We start from the raw sequence: 15,876 nt of genomic DNA on the forward strand, positions 1-15,876 counted from the left end.
TGACAACATGACTGAAACGACCCGCGAAAAAGCCGCCGAAAGCCTGAAATTGGTGGAGGAAGTGACCGCCGTGGTGCTGCCGGAGCCTGCCGATGCAAATGCCATCGTCCCCCTGTCGCAGGCAGATGAACCCGTGGGCGCCGAAATCTCCAAAAGGATCGCAGAAATTGATATGGCTGATACGCAGTCAATTGTCTCCTTCGGGTCGCGGGCACAGGTCGAGTTGCAGGAAATCTCGCAGGCCATGTTAGGCGGTGTGCGTAACAAGGATGTCGGACCAGCCGGCGATTCACTGCGCAATATTGTCACCACCATCCGGGGCTTTTCAATCTCGGAACTGGACGTTCGACGGGATCGCAGTTTCTGGGAAAAGCTGATGGGCAAGGCCGCGCCATTTGCAAAGTTCACCGCCAAATTCGAAGAGGTTCAGGGACAGATCGACCGCATCACGGACGAGTTGCTCAAGCACGAACACACGCTGCTCAAAGACATCAAATCGCTCGACATGCTTTATGACAAGACGTTGCAGTTTTATGATGAACTCGCGCTCTATATTTCGGCAGGCGAAGAAAAGCTGCGCCAGCTTGACGAAACAATCATTCCGGCCAAGGCCGCCGAGGTGGATCAGGCAGAGGAAGCTGATCAGGTCATGGTTGCGCAGGAGTTGCGCGATTTGCGTGCGGCAAGAGACGATCTGGAACGCCGGGTGCATGATCTCAAGCTGACCCGTCAAGTGACGATGCAATCCTTGCCCTCGATCCGGCTGGTTCAGGAAAACGACAAATCGTTGGTAACCAAGATCAATTCGACACTGGTGAACACGGTCCCTCTCTGGGAGACGCAACTGGCACAGGCGGTCACCATTCAACGTTCCGCCGAAGCGGCCAAGGCGGTGCGCCAGGCCAATGACCTGACCAACGAGTTGTTGACCGCAAACGCCAAGAACCTGCGCGAAAGCAACAAGATCGTGCGCGAAGAGATGGAACGCGGGGTCTTTGACATCGAAGCGGTCAAACAGGCCAATGCTGATCTGATCGGAACCATCGAGGAATCTCTGCAAATCGCGGATGAAGGCAAAGCCCGGCGCGCGGCGGCGGAAACCGAATTGCAGCAGATGGAAACCAAATTGCGCGACACACTTGCATCGGCAAAGGCCCGGGGCGATGGCGTTGGCGATACCTCTGGCACCGCCGTGCCGGGCTGATCAGCGGATGGTAAGGCAACGGGATTTTCTGCGCTGGGGCGCGATGGCTATTGCAGGAGCAGCTCTTGTTGCTTGCGATCTTGTCCCGCAACCCACCTCCGTTGCCACGCCCCGCGCACGCCCGGTCCGACCGGTTGAGACGCAATTGCGCCCCACCTCCGAAGAAAGTGCTGCCTTACGCAGCTATCTGGTGCAGGTGCAATCGGCGCAACTCAGCCAGGGCTTGCTGCGCGAAGACGCGGGCGGGCCGGATACACCGTTCACCGCCGATATGCTGGCGCGGAACTTTGAGCGCATCGTGTTTTTCAATGAATATGCAAATGCGTTACAGGGCCGCGGCGGCGAAAGCCCATTGCGGAAATGGGCTTCCCCGGTCCGGATGGGCCTGATCTTTGGGCCAAGTGTACCGCCCTCCCAGCGCTCTGATGACATGGCAGCCATTCGCAGCTACGCGCGCAGATTGGGTCAGATCACCGGCCATCCCATCAGCAACTTTGGCAATCCAAACTTCATTGTAATCGTTGCCAGTGAGGATGACCGCGCAGAGGCGCTTGACGCTGCCGCTGACCGCGTGCCCGGCATTTCGCGCGATAGTCTCAACGCCCTGCGCAGCCTGTCGCGTGACACCTATTGCGCTGTCGCCGCCTATGCCGCGGGATCAAAAGACAATACCTACACCGCAGCTGTTGCCGTGATCCGCGCCGAGAACCCCAGCCTGTTGCGTCTCAGCTGTATTCACGAAGAACTGGCACAGGGCCTTGGTCTGGCCAATGATAGCCGGGATGCGCGGCCCTCCATCTTCAACGATGATGACGAATTTGCCCTGCTTACCCGGCACGATGAGCTGCTGCTGAAAATGCTCTATGACCCCCGCCTCAAGGCCGGCATGACGGCGACCGAAGCCGCCCCTATCACACGGATCATCGCGCGCGAACTCAAAAGCGGGCCTCTTTAGGGCCGCGAAGGTAAAGGACTGATATTATGGGTATATTCGACTTTCTCTCTGGTGAATTCATCGACGTCATTCATTGGACGGACAACACCCGCGACACGATGGTATGGCGGTTTGAGCGCGAAGGCCACGAGATCAAATATGGCGCCAAACTGACAGTGCGCGAAGGTCAGGCAGCGGTTTTTGTGCATGAAGGGCAACTGGCGGATGTCTTCACGCCCGGCCTTTACATGCTTGAAACCAACAACATGCCGATCATGACCACGCTGCAGCATTGGGATCACGGTTTCAGAAGCCCGTTCAAATCCGAGATTTATTACGTCAACACGACACGGTTCAACGATCTGAAATGGGGCACGAAAAATCCCATTATCTGCCGGGATCCGGAGTTTGGCCCGGTGCGGCTGCGCGCCTTCGGCACCTATTCCATCAAGGTCAGTGATCCGGCCAAGTTCCTTGTGGAGATCGTCGGAACGGACGGCGAATTCACGATGGATGAGATCAGCTTCCAGATCCGTAACATTCTGGTGCAGGAGTTTTCGCGTACCATTGCCAGAGCGGGCATTCCCGTACTGGATATGGCGGCGAACACGCGCGAGCTGGGTCAGCTTGTGGGCAAGGAGATTGCCGCCCAGCTGGCCGAATACGGGCTGAGCATGCCCGAGCTTTACATAGAGAACATATCGCTGCCGCCCGCGGTCGAGGAGGTCATGGACAAGCGCTCTTCGATGGGTGTGATTGGCAATCTGAATGAATACATGCAGTTTCAGGCAGCCGAAGCGCTTGGCCGTGACGGCGGCGGGGCGGCGGCCATTCAGGCAGGCCTTGGTGCCGGTCTGGGCATGCAGATCGGACATGCGGCAGCTCAGCAGGGACCATGGGGCGCGCGTGCAACAGGCGCTCCCGCAGCAGTGCCCCCGCCACCGCCGCCCGTCGAACACGTCTGGCATATTGCAGAGAATGGCGCGACCAAAGGGCCATATTCGAAAGCTGCGTTGGGCCGGATGACCACCGATGGGGCCGTCACACGCGAAACGCTGGTCTGGACACCGGGTCAGGATGGCTGGATGCGCGCAGAGGATGTGGCCGAACTGGCCCAGCTTTTTACGGTCCTGCCCCCACCCCCGCCACCACCGGCCTGAGACGCATTGAAACTTCCGCGCGACCTGCCCCGTATCTGAAAGGAGCCCTGAGTTTGCAGGAGATGGCCGATGAAAATCCAGCGACGCACCTATCTCAAATGGCTGCACTGGCGCTTGGTTCCGCTGGTGATCTGGTTCACGGTGGTGCAACCCCACGACATTCGCCCCTTTGGCGACGCGGCATTCATGTTTCATTCCGTTCTGGGGCTGATCTTCGTGACACTGGCTTTGCTCTGGACAGCGGATTACCTGCGGCGTGGTCTGGCCAGCCGTCCCGGCCCGAAACTTTCAGGTCCACTTCGAAGATTTCACCGGATCATGCATCTGACCTTGATCTGGGGGCTCTTTGGCGTAGCCATCACCGGCTTTCTGCTGGGGTTGACCTCGACTGTTTTGCTCTGGGCGGGTGGGATCGTGCCCATCGCGCCGCCGCTCGGGTTGCCACGTGCCAACGATCTGGTAGGACAAATTCATTCCGTCGAGTTTTATCTGCTGTCCTTTCTGGTCGGCTGCCACGCGCTTTTTCACATCTGGCGGCATCTGCACCTGCGCGACAACGCCCTGCGGATCATGCTTCCCCGTCTTCTTCACAAATACCTGTGAACCTCCATCTGTAGATCATGACCGAAAACGCCGAAACCACCCAAGCGGATCACCATTTTCCCTGCGATAACTGCGGCGGGGATATGCGGTTTGACCCGGCCGGTCGCCAGTTGACCTGCGATCACTGCGGCAATCTGGAGCCGATGGATGCCGGACCCTGGCGTGCCGCGGCCATCAGGGAAATGTCCTACGATCAGGCCCTGTCCCAGCAGTTGCCCAGCATGGAGATGGAGGAAACGCGCGTTTCCAAATGCCCCAACTGCGCCGCCGAAGTCGCATTTGATCCCGATATTCACGCCACCGAATGCCCGTTCTGCGCCACGCCTGTTGTGACGGACACTGGCAAGCACCGACATATCAAACCGCGTGCGGTTCTGCCCTTTGCGCTGGATGAGGCATCGGCGCGCAACGCCATGACAAACTGGCTGGGCGGGCTGTGGTTCGCGCCCAACGGGCTGAAAGAATACGCCCGCAAGGGGCGGCGCATGCAGGGCATCTACGTGCCCTACTGGACCTTCGATGCAGATACCAAATCCGCCTATTCCGGCGAGCGGGGCACGGTCTATTTCGAAACCCACACAGTGATGCACAATGGCAAGACGCAGCGTGTGCGCGTGCCAAAGGTCCGGTGGCGGTCAAAACGAGGCCGTGTTGCGCGGTTCTTCGATGATGTCGTTGTTCTGGCGTCAACCTCGCTGCCCAAAACCTATACCGATGGGTTGGAGCCCTGGGATTTAAGCGGGCTGGAACCCTACGCGCCGGAATACCTCGCCGGATTTCGCGCAGAAGGCTATGCCGTGCCCCTCAAGGACGGCTTTGTGGAAGCGCGCCAGATCATGGACCGCGTAATTGCGCGCGACATTCGCTTCGACATCGGCGGCGATCGCCAGCGCATCCACCGTGTGGATACTGACGTGCGGGACGTAACGTTCAAGCACATCCTACTGCCGGTCTGGCTTGCCGCCTACAAATATCGCGGCCGGACGTTCCGGTTTGTGGTCAACGGCACGACAGGCAAGGTACAGGGGGAACGGCCCTATTCCACGGTGAAAATAACCGTTGCGGTGATCGTCGGCCTGTTGATCGCGGCTGCTGTGGGCTATGGCATGGCGCTGAACCAATGAGCCGGATTTCCACACTCACCGGTCTCTTGCAGGAGAGATTTTCCTGCCGGGCCTTTCTTCCCGATCCCGTGCCCGATGACACCATCGCGCAAATTGTCGCGACCGCGCGCCATGTGCCATCGTGGTGCAATGCGCAGCCCTGGCAGGTTACCGTCACCAGACCTGACGCCACCGACCGGTTTCGCGTGGCCTTGCAAGAGGCCGTTCAGACAGCCGCGCCGAAACTTGACCTTGCAGGGCCTGACGCATACCCCGGTGTGTATGGTGAAAGACGCAGGACCTGTGGATGGCAACTCTATGATGCCGTGGGCGTGGCCAAAGGCGACCGCGCGGCCTCCGGCGCGCAAATGATGCGGAACTTTTCCCTCTTCGACGCACCGCATGTGGCGATCATTTCCAGTCCACGGGCGCTGGCCGCCTATGGTGCCATGGACACAGGCGGCTTTGTGACGGCCTTCATGCTGGCGGCGAAAGCTCTGAACGTTGACAGCATCGCGCAGGCGGCGGTTGCCTCCTATGCCGATTGCGTGCGAGCGCATTTCGCGATGCCCCAGGATCGCCTGATCCTATGCGCAATCTCCTTCGGCTATGGCGACCACAATCACCCCGCAAACAGTTTCCGCACCGAACGTGCGGACCTGTCGGACATACTGGAGTGGCAAGCATGAGAGCCCTGATCCAACGTGTAGCCCAAGCATCCGTGACCGTTGACAATGCGACCATCGGGCAAATCGGTCCGGGGCTGTTGATCCTTGTCTGCGCGATGCCCGGAGATACTGAAAACACAGCGAAAGCTCTAGCCGCCAAGATCGGCAAACTGCGGCTTTTCAAGGACGATGCGGGCAAGATGAACCTCAGCCTGCTTCAGACCGGTGGCGCCGCACTTGTGGTCAGCCAGTTTACCCTCGCCGCCGATACATCGCGCGGCAACAGGCCGGGGTTTTCCGGTGCGGCCAAACCCGACATCGCCAAAGCGCTTTACCTGCATTTCGCCGATGCGCTGCGCGCTCTGGACCTCCCCATAGAGACCGGACAATTCGGGGCCGATATGTCCGTCTCCCTGACAAACGACGGGCCCGTGACACTCTGGCTCGATACGCAAAACCCCTGATCTGGAAGGCCCGTCAATGCAGACCAAACACTTTCTGAAAGCGCTGTTCCAAACGGGCGTGGCTGCGGTGCGGGGTGATGCAGCCGTTGCCAAAGCGCTTGAACGCACGCCCATCCAGACGCCGCACCAGATCATCGCGGTCGGCAAGGCGGCGACCGCCATGGCCCTAGCCGCCCATGCTCGTTTCCCGGACACCCCGCTTTTGATTGTTACCAAATACGACCATGCCGACGGCGCGCCCGCCAGTGCCGAGGTCATCGAGGCCGCACACCCGGTGCTTGACGACAACAGCCTGCGCGCCGGTGCGCGGATTGGCGAGGTTGTCCGCACCATGGGCAAGGGCAGCCATCTGCTGCTGCTGGTATCGGGCGGGGCCTCTGCCTTGGCGGAAGACCCGAGCGAGGGACTGGACCTTGCCGGGCTGAAAGAGCGTGCAGAGCAATTGCTGGCATCCGGAGCCGACATTCACGCGATGAACAGCGCGCGCAAGCAAATGAGCCGCATCAAGGGGGGTAAACTGCTGGCCGGGTTCAAAGGCGCGCAGGTCACAACCCTGGCGATTTCTGACGTGGAAGGAGACAGCCTTGCCGTGATCGGCTCTGGCATTGGCGATGCGGCAGCGGAGGTGCCTTTCGCCTTCTCCCCGCAGATTGTCGCAAGCAACGCCATCGCCCGCGCCGCTGTGGCCGACGCCAGTAGAACGCAAGGTGTGCCGGTACAGACAAACGATGAGACCCTTTATGACGACATCCATACGCTTGCCCCGCGTCTTGGTGCAATATTGCGCGATGGTGCGCCGGGCGTACATGTATTTGGCGGCGAACCCACTGTGGTGTTGCCCGAAAATCCGGGCCGCGGCGGGCGCAATCAGGCCCTTGCGCTGCTGCTGGCCCGCGAAATCGCAGGGCGAAACGACATACGCATCCTTGTTGCCGGTACCGACGGTACAGATGGACCAACCGATGCGGCGGGAGCCATCGTCGACGGGCAGATTTGGGATGCATCAGGAGAAGAAGCGCTTGCTCGCGCCGACGCAGGCACTTGGCTGGAGGCCCGGGGAGCATTGCTCAAGACCGGTCCCACCGGCACCAATGTAATGGATCTGGTGATTGCCCTGAAATCCTGACGCCCGCTTGACAGAATCTTCGGGCGGCGCAAACGTGCCGTTCATGAGCACAGGCAATACTCTCCGCGACATCGAAGAAGACCCAGATTTCGGGATCACCCTCAGCGACGGGTGCCGCCTGTCGGCGCGCATCTGGCGCCCAAGGGACGCAGAAGCGCACCCGGTTCCCGTCATTCTGGAATACCTGCCCTACCGCAAACGCGATGGGACCACAGCGCGCGATGCACTCACCCTTCCCTGGTTTGCGGAACGCGGGTACGCCTGCGTGCGCGTGGACATGCGCGGCAATGGCGACAGCGAAGGTCTGATGGAAGACGAGTACACGCCGCAGGAATTATCCGACGCGGTGGAGGTGATCACGCAGCTTGCCGCCGCCAAGTGGTGCAACGGCAACGTCGGGATGATGGGCATTAGCTGGGGTGGTTTCAACGGATTGCAGGTCGCAGCATTGGCACCCGAGCCGCTCAAGGCGGTCATCACCCTGTGCTCGACCGTGGACAGATATGCCGATGACATCCATTACAAAGGGGGCTGCCTGCTCAACGAAAACCTTGGGTGGGGGGCGACCATGTGGTCCTATTCCAGCCGCGCGCCCGATCCTGCACTGCGCGACAACTGGCGTGATCTTTGGTTGCAACGTCTGGAAAACGAACCCTTCCTGCCGTCGGTCTGGCTGCGGCACCAGCACCGCGATGCCTATTGGCAGCACGGGTCTGTCTGCGAAGATTATAGCGCGATCAAGGCCAAGGTGCTGGCCATCGGTGGCTGGGGCGACGCCTACAAGAACGCGGTGCCGAAGCTGGTCGAGGCGCTGCCCGGCGCCAAAGGGATCGTTGGCCCCTGGGTGCATAAATACCCACATTTTGCCGTGCCTGAACCGCGCATCGGGTTCCTGCAGGAAGCGCTGCGCTGGTGGGATCACTGGTTGAAGGGGGAAAACTCAGGTGTAGAGGATGACCCCGACTACCGCGCCTATTTGATGGATGGTGCACGCCCGGCGCGCTGGTACACTGAACGCCCCGGGCGCTGGATCGTCGAGGCGGATGGCGCGACCTCTCACATCCCGCACCGGACATTGCATCTGACGGATCAGGGGCTGTCCGATACGCCGGGAAAACTGGACGCCAAGGTTGCCTCACCGCAAGACTGCGGCGCAGAAAGTGGTGAATACTGCGCCATTTGGCTAGGCCCGGAAATGCCCGGAGATCAACGTGGCGATGATGCAATGTCTGCCTGCTTCGATACTGGCCCCCTGGATCACGACACGGATATTCTCGGTGCCGCAAGAGTGGTGCTGCGTCTGGCCTCTGATCAGCCGCAGGCACAAATCGCCGTGCGTCTTAGTCATGTGCATCCCGATGGGGCGACGACACGGATCACCTATGGTGTCTTGAATCTGTCGCACCGCGATGGCCCGGCGCAGCCGTCGCCGCTTGAGCCCGGCGCGCCTTACGAGGTCGAGGTGATGCTCGATCAGATCGCCTATCGTGTGCCCCAGGGGCATCGCCTGCGGGTTTCAATCTCCAACAGTTACTGGCCCTTGATCTGGCCGGCACCCGTCGCCGGAACCCTCACCCTGGATCGCGGCGAATTGCAGTTACCGGTGCGGCGCACAACGCGCCAGGACGAATATCGCTTTCAGCCCCCCGTTGCTGCGGACCCTTGGGAAGTTGAAACGCTGCGAGAGGCGTCGAATAACCGTTACCGCCATGTAAATATGGTCACAGGGCTGGTCAGCCTGGTCATCGAGGACGATTTCGGAAAGGTGCGCGACGCCGATCACGGGCTGATCTCAGGATCAATTGCACGTGAGCGATGGACAATTCAGCCCGATAACCCGCTCTCTGCCAGGGGTGATTGTCACTGGACGGACGAGTTGGAGCGCGAGGGGATCAAACTGCGCACAGAAACGACCTGCCTGATGTGGTCGGACGCCAGTAACTTCTACCTGAGCGCGCGCCTTGAGGCCTATGAGAACGACACGCTGATCTACGAGCGCGATCATTCAGACCAGATCGCCCGGGATCACGTTTGAAACTGGCCCTATGGAATGTGCTTAAAAAGCCTTGCGGCCTGACCTGAAATGCGCAAGCCTGCGGCATAAACGAAAAAATGCGCATAAGACGCACACTTCAACTGGGAGAAATCAATGAACGATCAACTCAAGCATCTGTCGACCCGTGTGGCGAAAGGCCTGATGACACGCCGTGAATTTGTCGGTCGCGCGGCCGCTTTGGGCGTCACGGCAGCCGTTGCCAATTCCATGCTGGCCACGGCGGCCAAAGCCGAAGGTCCCGTCAAGGGCGGCACCATGAAAATCGGGTGCTCCGGTGGTGAAAGCACGAACACGCAAGACCCCGCGCTGACCGCTTCCGAAGTGCCGCTCTATAATCTGCGTCATTGGGGCGAAACGCTGGTGGATGTGGGTGCTGATGGCAGCATCGAATACCGCATGGCCGAAAGCGTGGAAGGCTCTGCCGACGCGAAAAAGTGGGTCTTCAAAATCCGCAAGGGGATTCCGTTCTCCAACGGCAAGGACATGACGCCGGACGACGTGCTGAAAACCATGCAGCGCCACTCTAACGAGGATAGCCAGTCAGGTGCTCTGGGCATCATGCGCGGCATCGAGAACATGTCCGTGGACGGTGACAACTTCGTGGTCGAACTGGCAGCGGGCAACGCTGACCTGCCTTACCTGATGTCGGATTATCACCTGATGATCCAGCCCGGCGGCGGCATGGATGATCCCGGTGCAGGCATCGGCACAGGCCCCTACACCATCGAATTCGACGAACCCGGTGTGCGCCACGGTTTCAAACGCCGCGACGATTACTGGGATTCCGAGAACCGCGGACACGCTGAATTCTCTGAACAGATCGTTCTAAATGATGCAACGGCGCGCACCGCCGCCCTGCAATCCGGTCAGGTTCACATGATCAACCGCGTTGACCCCAAGGTTGCTGGCCTGCTGGACCGCGCACCGAATCTGGCGGTCAAATCCGTGGCCGGTCGCGGGCACTATGTCTTCATCATGCATGTCGACACCGCACCTTTTGACAACAACGACCTGCGGCTAGCGCTGAAATACGCGATCAACCGCGAGGAGTTGGTCGATAAGATCCTGCGCGGCTACGGTACGGTCGGAAACGACATGCCGATCAATGGCGGCTACCCGCTCTTTGACGACACGATCCCACAGCGGGAATTCTCGCTGGAAAAAGCGGCTGAGCATTACAAGAAGTCCGGTCACGACGGATCGCCCATCATCCTGCGTACTGCGGATGGCGCCTTCCCCGGCGCGGTTGACGCAGCGGCGCTCTTCCAGCAATCGGCGCAAGCCGCTGGTATTCCTCTGGAAATCAAGCGTGAGCCCAACGATGGTTACTGGTCCGAAGTGTGGAACGTCCAGCCGTTCTGTGCGTCTTACTGGGGCGGTCGCCCGGTTCAGGACCAGATGTATTCCACAGCGTATCTGTCAACAGCGGACTGGAACGACACGCGTTTCAAAGTGCCGGAATTTGACGAAATGCTGCTGGCCGCACGTGCAGAGATCGACGAGGCCAAGCGCAAGGAAATCTACTCCAAAATGGGCCGGATGCTGCGCGATGAAGGTGGCCTGATCCTGCCCATGTTCAACGATTTCGTGGGCGCTGTCGCCAACAACGTCGGAGGCTACGAAGACGATCCAAACGGGCCTTTGATGAACAACAAAGCGCCGATCAAATGCTGGATCAACGCGTAAAGAGCGGGTCAGCAGATGCATCCCATCATCAAACTGGTCGCCCAACGCTTAGCGTTGGGCCTCCTGTTGCTCTTCGCCGCCTCAATCCTGATCTTTGCAGGGACGTCGATCCTTCCAGGCGACGTGGCACAACAAATCCTCGGACAATCTGCAACCCCTGAAGCGCTGGAGAACCTGCGCCGGGAGTTGGGCCTGAATGAACCTGCGGTCAGCCGGTATTTCTCCTGGCTGGGCGGTGTGATGCAGGGCGATCTTGGCACGGCGCTGACCAACGGGCGCGATATTGCCGAAAGCCTGGGCACGCGTCTTTCCAACACGCTATTCCTCGCCTTCTGGGCCGCCGTTATCGCGGTGCCATTGGCGATCACGCTGGGCCTTCTGGCCGTCCGCTACAAGGACCGCTGGCCCGACAAGGTGATTTCAGCCGTCACGCTGACCACCATTTCCATTCCGGAATTCATGATCGGCTACGTGCTGATCTTCTTCCTGTCCATCCAACTGCCGCAACTGATCAACGGGATGGAATTCCTGTCTGACGGCGCGCGCAACTGGATGCTGTCGAACCTACGCTTTTCTTCTGTCGCGTTGATGAACGACAGCATGACCCTGATCGAAAAGATCAAATCCATCACCCTGCCCATCATGGTGCTGACGCTTGTGGTGCTGGCTCATATGATGCGCATGACCCGTGCCGCCATCCTGAACGTGATGCAATCGGCCTACATTGAAACGGCGGAACTCAAGGGCCTCGGCATGCTCAAGATCATCCGCAAGCACGCCTTTCCCAATGCCATCGCGCCCATCGTCAATGTGGTGATGATCAACCTCGCCTATCTGGTGGTCGGCGTTGTGGTGGTCGAGGTGGTCTTTGCCTATCCGGGCATGGGGCAATACCTTGTGGATCACGTGGCCAAACGGGACATCCCCGTGGTGCAGGCCTGCGGTCTGATCTTTGCGGCCGTCTACATCGGTCTGAACCTCGTCGCGGACATCGTGTCGATCCTGGCAAATCCAAGATTGAGGCATCCAAAATGAGAATACCTCTCGCAGCCCTCATCGGCCTTTTCTTCACCGGTCTCTTCTTTGCAGTGGCCATATTTGCCCCTTTTATCGCCCCTTACGGCATGGCCGAAGTCGTCGGCGACGTCTGGGAAGCGCCCTCTGATCAGTTCCTGCTGGGCACTGACAGCATCGGACGCGACCTGCTCAGCCGCATGATCTATGGCGGGCAAACAACCATCTTCATCGCCACCGCCGCGACAGCGCTCAGCTTCATCACCGGTTCGGTGCTGGGGTTCTTCGCTGCCGTTTCGGGCGGATGGGTGGATCAGGCCATTTCGCGTTTTGTCGATCTGATCATGTCGATCCCCTCGCTGATCTTTGCGCTGGTGGTTCTGTCGGTCATGCCCACAACCATCACCATCCTGATCGTCTTGATGGGCCTGCTGGATTCCACGCGGGTGTATCGTCTGGCACGTGCTGTGGCCGTGGACATCACCGTCATGGATTACGTTGAAGCTGCGCGCCTGCGGGGTGAAAAAATCGGCTGGATCATTTTCCGCGAAACACTGCCCAACGCCCTGTCACCGTTGGTGGCGGAAATGGGTCTGCGGTTCATCTTTGCGGTTCTCTTTGTCTCCACCCTGTCCTTCCTCGGTCTTGGCGTGCAACCGCCACAAGCGGACTGGGGCGGTATCGTGAAGGAGAACAAGGAAGGCATCAACTACGGTGTCTCCGCAGCGCTCTACCCGGCATATGCCATCGCGGTGCTTTGCATCTCGATCAACCTTGTGGCGGACTGGGTGCTGAACAGGACCACCTCGCTGAAAGGAGGTCGCGGATGACCGACGTTTTGCTCAAAGTCCGCGGGCTCAAGATCGGGGCGACCATCTTTCCCCCCGGCGAAAAATCCCGCGATATTGAGATCGTGCATGGTGTCGATTTCGATCTGGCCCCGGGAAAGGTTCTGGGTCTGATCGGCGAATCCGGTGCGGGTAAGTCCACCATTGGGCTGGCGTCCATGGCCTATGGCCGGGGGGGCGTCGAGATCACCGGCGGCACGGTCGAGGTCAACGGGCGTGACGTTCTGTCTTCCGGCATGCGTGACGTGCGCCGGTTGCGCGGGGCGGAGGTGACCTATGTCTCGCAATCCGCCGCCGCCTCTTTCAACCCGGCCAAACAGATCATGGAGCAGGTGACCGAAGCGGCGATCTTCCAAAACAAATTCTCCAAGAAAGAAGCCGAAGACCGCGCTGTCGAGCTATTCCGCAAGCTGGGCCTGCCTGATCCGGAAAACATCGGCAGCCGCTACCCGCATCAGGTCTCCGGAGGGCAGCTTCAGCGCTGTATGACCGCACTGGCACTTTGCCCGCAACCTGATCTGGTGGTCTTTGATGAGCCCACAACGGCGCTGGATGTGACCACACAGATCGACGTTCTGGCCGCGATCAAGGAGGCCATCCGCGATACCGGTGTTGCCGCCCTCTACATCACCCATGACCTCGCGGTGGTCGCCCAAGTCAGCGATCACATCATGGTCCTGCAACAAGGCGCAACCGTCGAATATGGCACCACTGATCAGATCATCAATGCGCCCAAGGAAGACTATACCAAGGCGCTGGTCTCTGTCCGGTCCATCGATCACGAGGAAAAGCAGCCGACCGACAACCCGGTGCTGCGGGTGGAGAATGTCACGGCGCGCTACAAAGGCACTGATTTCGACGTTCTGAAAAACATCAACGTGGAGCTGCACCCCGGTCAGACATTGGCGGTTGTGGGCGAATCCGGCTCCGGCAAATCGACGCTTGCACGGGTGATAACCGGCCTGCTGCCTCCGTCAAATGGGACGATCACCTTTGACGGCAGAACCCTGACGCCCGACCTGCCCACGCGTCCGCTGGATGACCTGCGCGAATTGCAGATGATCTACCAGATGGCGGATACGGCGATGAACCCGCGTCAAACCGTCGGCACCATCATCGGGCGCCCGCTGGAGTTCTATTTCGGCCTCAAGGGGGCGGAAAAGCAGAAACGCATTCAGGAACTGCTCGACGAGATCGAATTGGGCGAGGGGTTTCAGGATCGCTACCCGGCGGAACTGTCCGGCGGTCAGAAACAACGCGTTTGCATCGCGCGCGCCCTGGCGGCCAAACCCAAGCTGATCATCTGTGATGAGGTCACGTCGGCGCTCGATCCGCTGGTGGCGGATGGCATTCTCAAACTTCTGCTCAATCTGCAAAAGATCGAGGATGTGGCTTATCTCTTCATCACACATGATCTGGCCACGGTGCGCGCCATTGCCGATAGCATCGCGGTGATGTTCCAGGGAGAGGTCGTGCGCTATGGACCGAAATCGCAAGTACTGGCCCCGCCTTTCGACGACTACACAGACCTTCTGCTCAGTTCCGTGCCGGAAATGAAGCTGGGGTGGCTGGAAGATGTGATTGCGAACCGCAAAATGGAAAGCGCAGGGAACTGAACTAAAGGTGCCCGCTAAGACCGCGTCACTGCACCATGGTGTGCTTTGAATATGGCATCCAGTTCGTCGCTATCGTGTAGTCCCTGCACGGTCCGGTGAAGCGCGCCGCCGCCATCGAATAGCAACAAGGTCACGTTGCCGACGCCATGACGTACCGCAAAGGCGCGCCCGTCCGGCGTGGTGATATCGGCGATCAGATAAACAAGATCGCATTCACCGAATTGTTTGAAGGCTTTTCTGGTTTGCTTCTGCAAAGCCGTGCATGTGGGGCACTGCGGGTCGTGAATTTGCACAACGACCGGCTTACCCTGCCCTATCCTCGTCAAATCATGCTCGGCGGCGTAGGCCTGAAAAGACCCGAATGCCAGATAACCTCCTCCGCCGACAAGGGTCGCGCCAATCGCACCATTGCGCACAAGTTTGAACACGTCTCTTCGCGTCGGCGGCGGTGCGGTTTTGGCGGGTTTCTTGGATATTTTGCCACGATTCTTACGGGATTTAGTCATGATGCCTCCGTCGGGTGAGCCCGTTAACTCTGCCCCGTCACACATATATGCTGCAATTTCTTTTGATGATCGGACATCTCACATTCCCGTCAACACGTCGTGATCGCCAAACCTGCACGCATAATCCGAACTGGACATTGATGCACTCTCGCAGTCACACTTGAGTTGATCGCCGGCCCGATAGTTCTATTTCGTTAAAAATCTGCTAACAAACTCAACTGAACTAAACAAATATGCACTACGAATCAATAGCTTCGGAAGTTTTGCCGCGATCCATCGTCGAGGTTTGTAACGCGATTCCCACCCCCATAAGCATCGCTGATCCTGATGAACACGACCTGCCGTTGTTCTATGTGAACGCTGCATTCGAAAAAATGACGAAGTGGGACGCCTTGGAAATCGTTGGCCGGAACGCCCGCTTCCTTCAGGGACCGGAAACCGATGTCACTGTTGCCTCTGACCTTGGGATGTCGCTGAAGGGTCGAGAAGGCGACGTTTGTTGTCTGCTCAATTATCGCCACGACGGATCGCCTTTCTTGAATCTGCTAGCGATACGACCGATCAGAATTCACGGCCAAAGAGAGTTTCTGATGGGCTGCCATTTCGCCTATAGTTCCAGCGAAGGCTGGCGCGCGCGCGCCAACAGCGCAGCCAGCATCGATCACGCTTTCCGGCAGGTTCGTTACGGTGTTGCCCTCGGCCCACGGCAAGTGTCGGAACTGGATATCTTGCGGCTCGACATGATATTGATGAGGTTTGAGGCGGCCTTCACCAAGGTCCAGAACAAGCTGGTCGAGCGGGCCTGCCATCAATTACGCCAAAAGAACACCTCGCTCTGAGTGACCTTTAGCACGGCCCGAAGGAAGCGCTAGCTCCCTGCCGCCCAAA

Annotated in this window: 15 protein-coding genes; 14 read left to right on the top strand and 1 reads right to left on the bottom strand. The window is 59.2% G+C overall.

The genetic code is table 11. The annotated features are described in order from the left end of the window. Positions 1-7: 7 nt before the first annotated feature. The 13 genes from Q0802_RS15680 to Q0802_RS15740 all read left to right on the top strand — a co-directional run bounded on the left by Q0802_RS15680 (position 8) and on the right by Q0802_RS15740 (position 14,482). Entirely contained in the window at positions 8-1,204 is a 1,197-nt protein-coding gene (locus Q0802_RS15680) for a toxic anion resistance protein (RefSeq protein WP_298919944.1), read from the top strand. A gap of 43 nt (positions 1,205-1,247) precedes the next feature. Then, positions 1,248-2,159: a DUF2927 domain-containing protein gene (locus Q0802_RS15685; protein ID WP_298919947.1), complete on the top strand. Its 912-nt coding sequence runs from the start codon at positions 1,248-1,250 to the stop codon at positions 2,157-2,159. 26 nt (positions 2,160-2,185) lie between these two features. After that, a complete protein-coding gene (locus Q0802_RS15690) occupies positions 2,186-3,298 on the top strand; it encodes an SPFH domain-containing protein (RefSeq protein WP_298919948.1) in 1,113 nt (370 codons plus the stop codon). Positions 3,299-3,367: 69 nt separating this feature from the next. Continuing rightward, on the top strand, positions 3,368-3,901 hold the full coding sequence (locus tag Q0802_RS15695) for a cytochrome b/b6 domain-containing protein (protein ID WP_298919950.1): 534 nt from the start codon (positions 3,368-3,370) through the stop codon (positions 3,899-3,901). A 17-nt stretch (positions 3,902-3,918) separates the two neighbouring features. Further along, positions 3,919-5,025 carry a primosomal protein N' (replication factor Y) - superfamily II helicase gene (locus Q0802_RS15700; protein WP_298919952.1) on the top strand — a complete coding sequence of 369 codons (1,107 nt, stop codon included), beginning with the start codon at positions 3,919-3,921 and terminating at the stop codon, positions 5,023-5,025. Then, positions 5,022-5,693, top strand: coding sequence for a nitroreductase (locus tag Q0802_RS15705; protein WP_298919954.1), 672 nt, complete (start codon positions 5,022-5,024; stop codon positions 5,691-5,693). The genes Q0802_RS15700 and Q0802_RS15705 overlap by 4 nt, the downstream gene beginning before the upstream one ends. Beyond that, entirely contained in the window at positions 5,690-6,136 is a 447-nt protein-coding gene (gene dtd / locus Q0802_RS15710) for a D-aminoacyl-tRNA deacylase (RefSeq protein WP_298919956.1), read from the top strand. The genes Q0802_RS15705 and dtd overlap by 4 nt, the downstream gene beginning before the upstream one ends. A 16-nt stretch (positions 6,137-6,152) precedes the next feature. Continuing rightward, positions 6,153-7,262, top strand: coding sequence for a DUF4147 domain-containing protein (locus tag Q0802_RS15715; RefSeq protein WP_298919958.1), 1,110 nt, complete (start codon positions 6,153-6,155; stop codon positions 7,260-7,262). Between the two features lie 43 nt (positions 7,263-7,305). Next, positions 7,306-9,297: a CocE/NonD family hydrolase gene (locus Q0802_RS15720; RefSeq protein WP_298919960.1), complete on the top strand. Its 1,992-nt coding sequence runs from the start codon at positions 7,306-7,308 to the stop codon at positions 9,295-9,297. A gap of 114 nt (positions 9,298-9,411) precedes the next feature. After that, positions 9,412-11,004 (top strand): ABC transporter substrate-binding protein, encoded by a 1,593-nt coding sequence (locus tag Q0802_RS15725; protein WP_298919963.1) that lies wholly within the window; start codon positions 9,412-9,414, stop codon positions 11,002-11,004. 15 nt (positions 11,005-11,019) lie between these two features. Then, positions 11,020-12,039 (top strand): ABC transporter permease, encoded by a 1,020-nt coding sequence (locus tag Q0802_RS15730; protein WP_298919964.1) that lies wholly within the window; start codon positions 11,020-11,022, stop codon positions 12,037-12,039. Then, positions 12,036-12,848, top strand: a complete 813-nt coding sequence (locus Q0802_RS15735; protein ID WP_298919966.1) for an ABC transporter permease — start codon at positions 12,036-12,038, stop codon at positions 12,846-12,848. The genes Q0802_RS15730 and Q0802_RS15735 overlap by 4 nt, the downstream gene beginning before the upstream one ends. After that, complete coding sequence (locus Q0802_RS15740) at positions 12,845-14,482, top strand: ABC transporter ATP-binding protein (RefSeq protein WP_298919968.1); 1,638 nt, start codon at positions 12,845-12,847, stop codon at positions 14,480-14,482. The genes Q0802_RS15735 and Q0802_RS15740 overlap by 4 nt, the downstream gene beginning before the upstream one ends. 14 nt (positions 14,483-14,496) lie before the next feature. On the opposite strand, the gene Q0802_RS15745 is transcribed toward Q0802_RS15740, so the two are convergent. Beyond that, on the bottom strand, positions 14,497-14,988 hold the full coding sequence (locus Q0802_RS15745; RefSeq protein ID WP_298919970.1) for a hypothetical protein: 492 nt from the start codon (positions 14,986-14,988) through the stop codon (positions 14,497-14,499). Between the two features lie 233 nt (positions 14,989-15,221). Between Q0802_RS15745 and Q0802_RS15750 the strand changes: the two genes are divergently transcribed. After that, complete coding sequence (locus Q0802_RS15750; protein WP_298919972.1) at positions 15,222-15,827, top strand: PAS domain-containing protein; 606 nt, start codon at positions 15,222-15,224, stop codon at positions 15,825-15,827. Positions 15,828-15,876 lie beyond the last annotated feature (49 nt).

Origin of the sequence: uncultured Roseobacter sp., from assembly GCF_947495275.1 — a bacterium.
GTDB lineage: Bacteria > Pseudomonadota > Alphaproteobacteria > Rhodobacterales > Rhodobacteraceae > Roseobacter.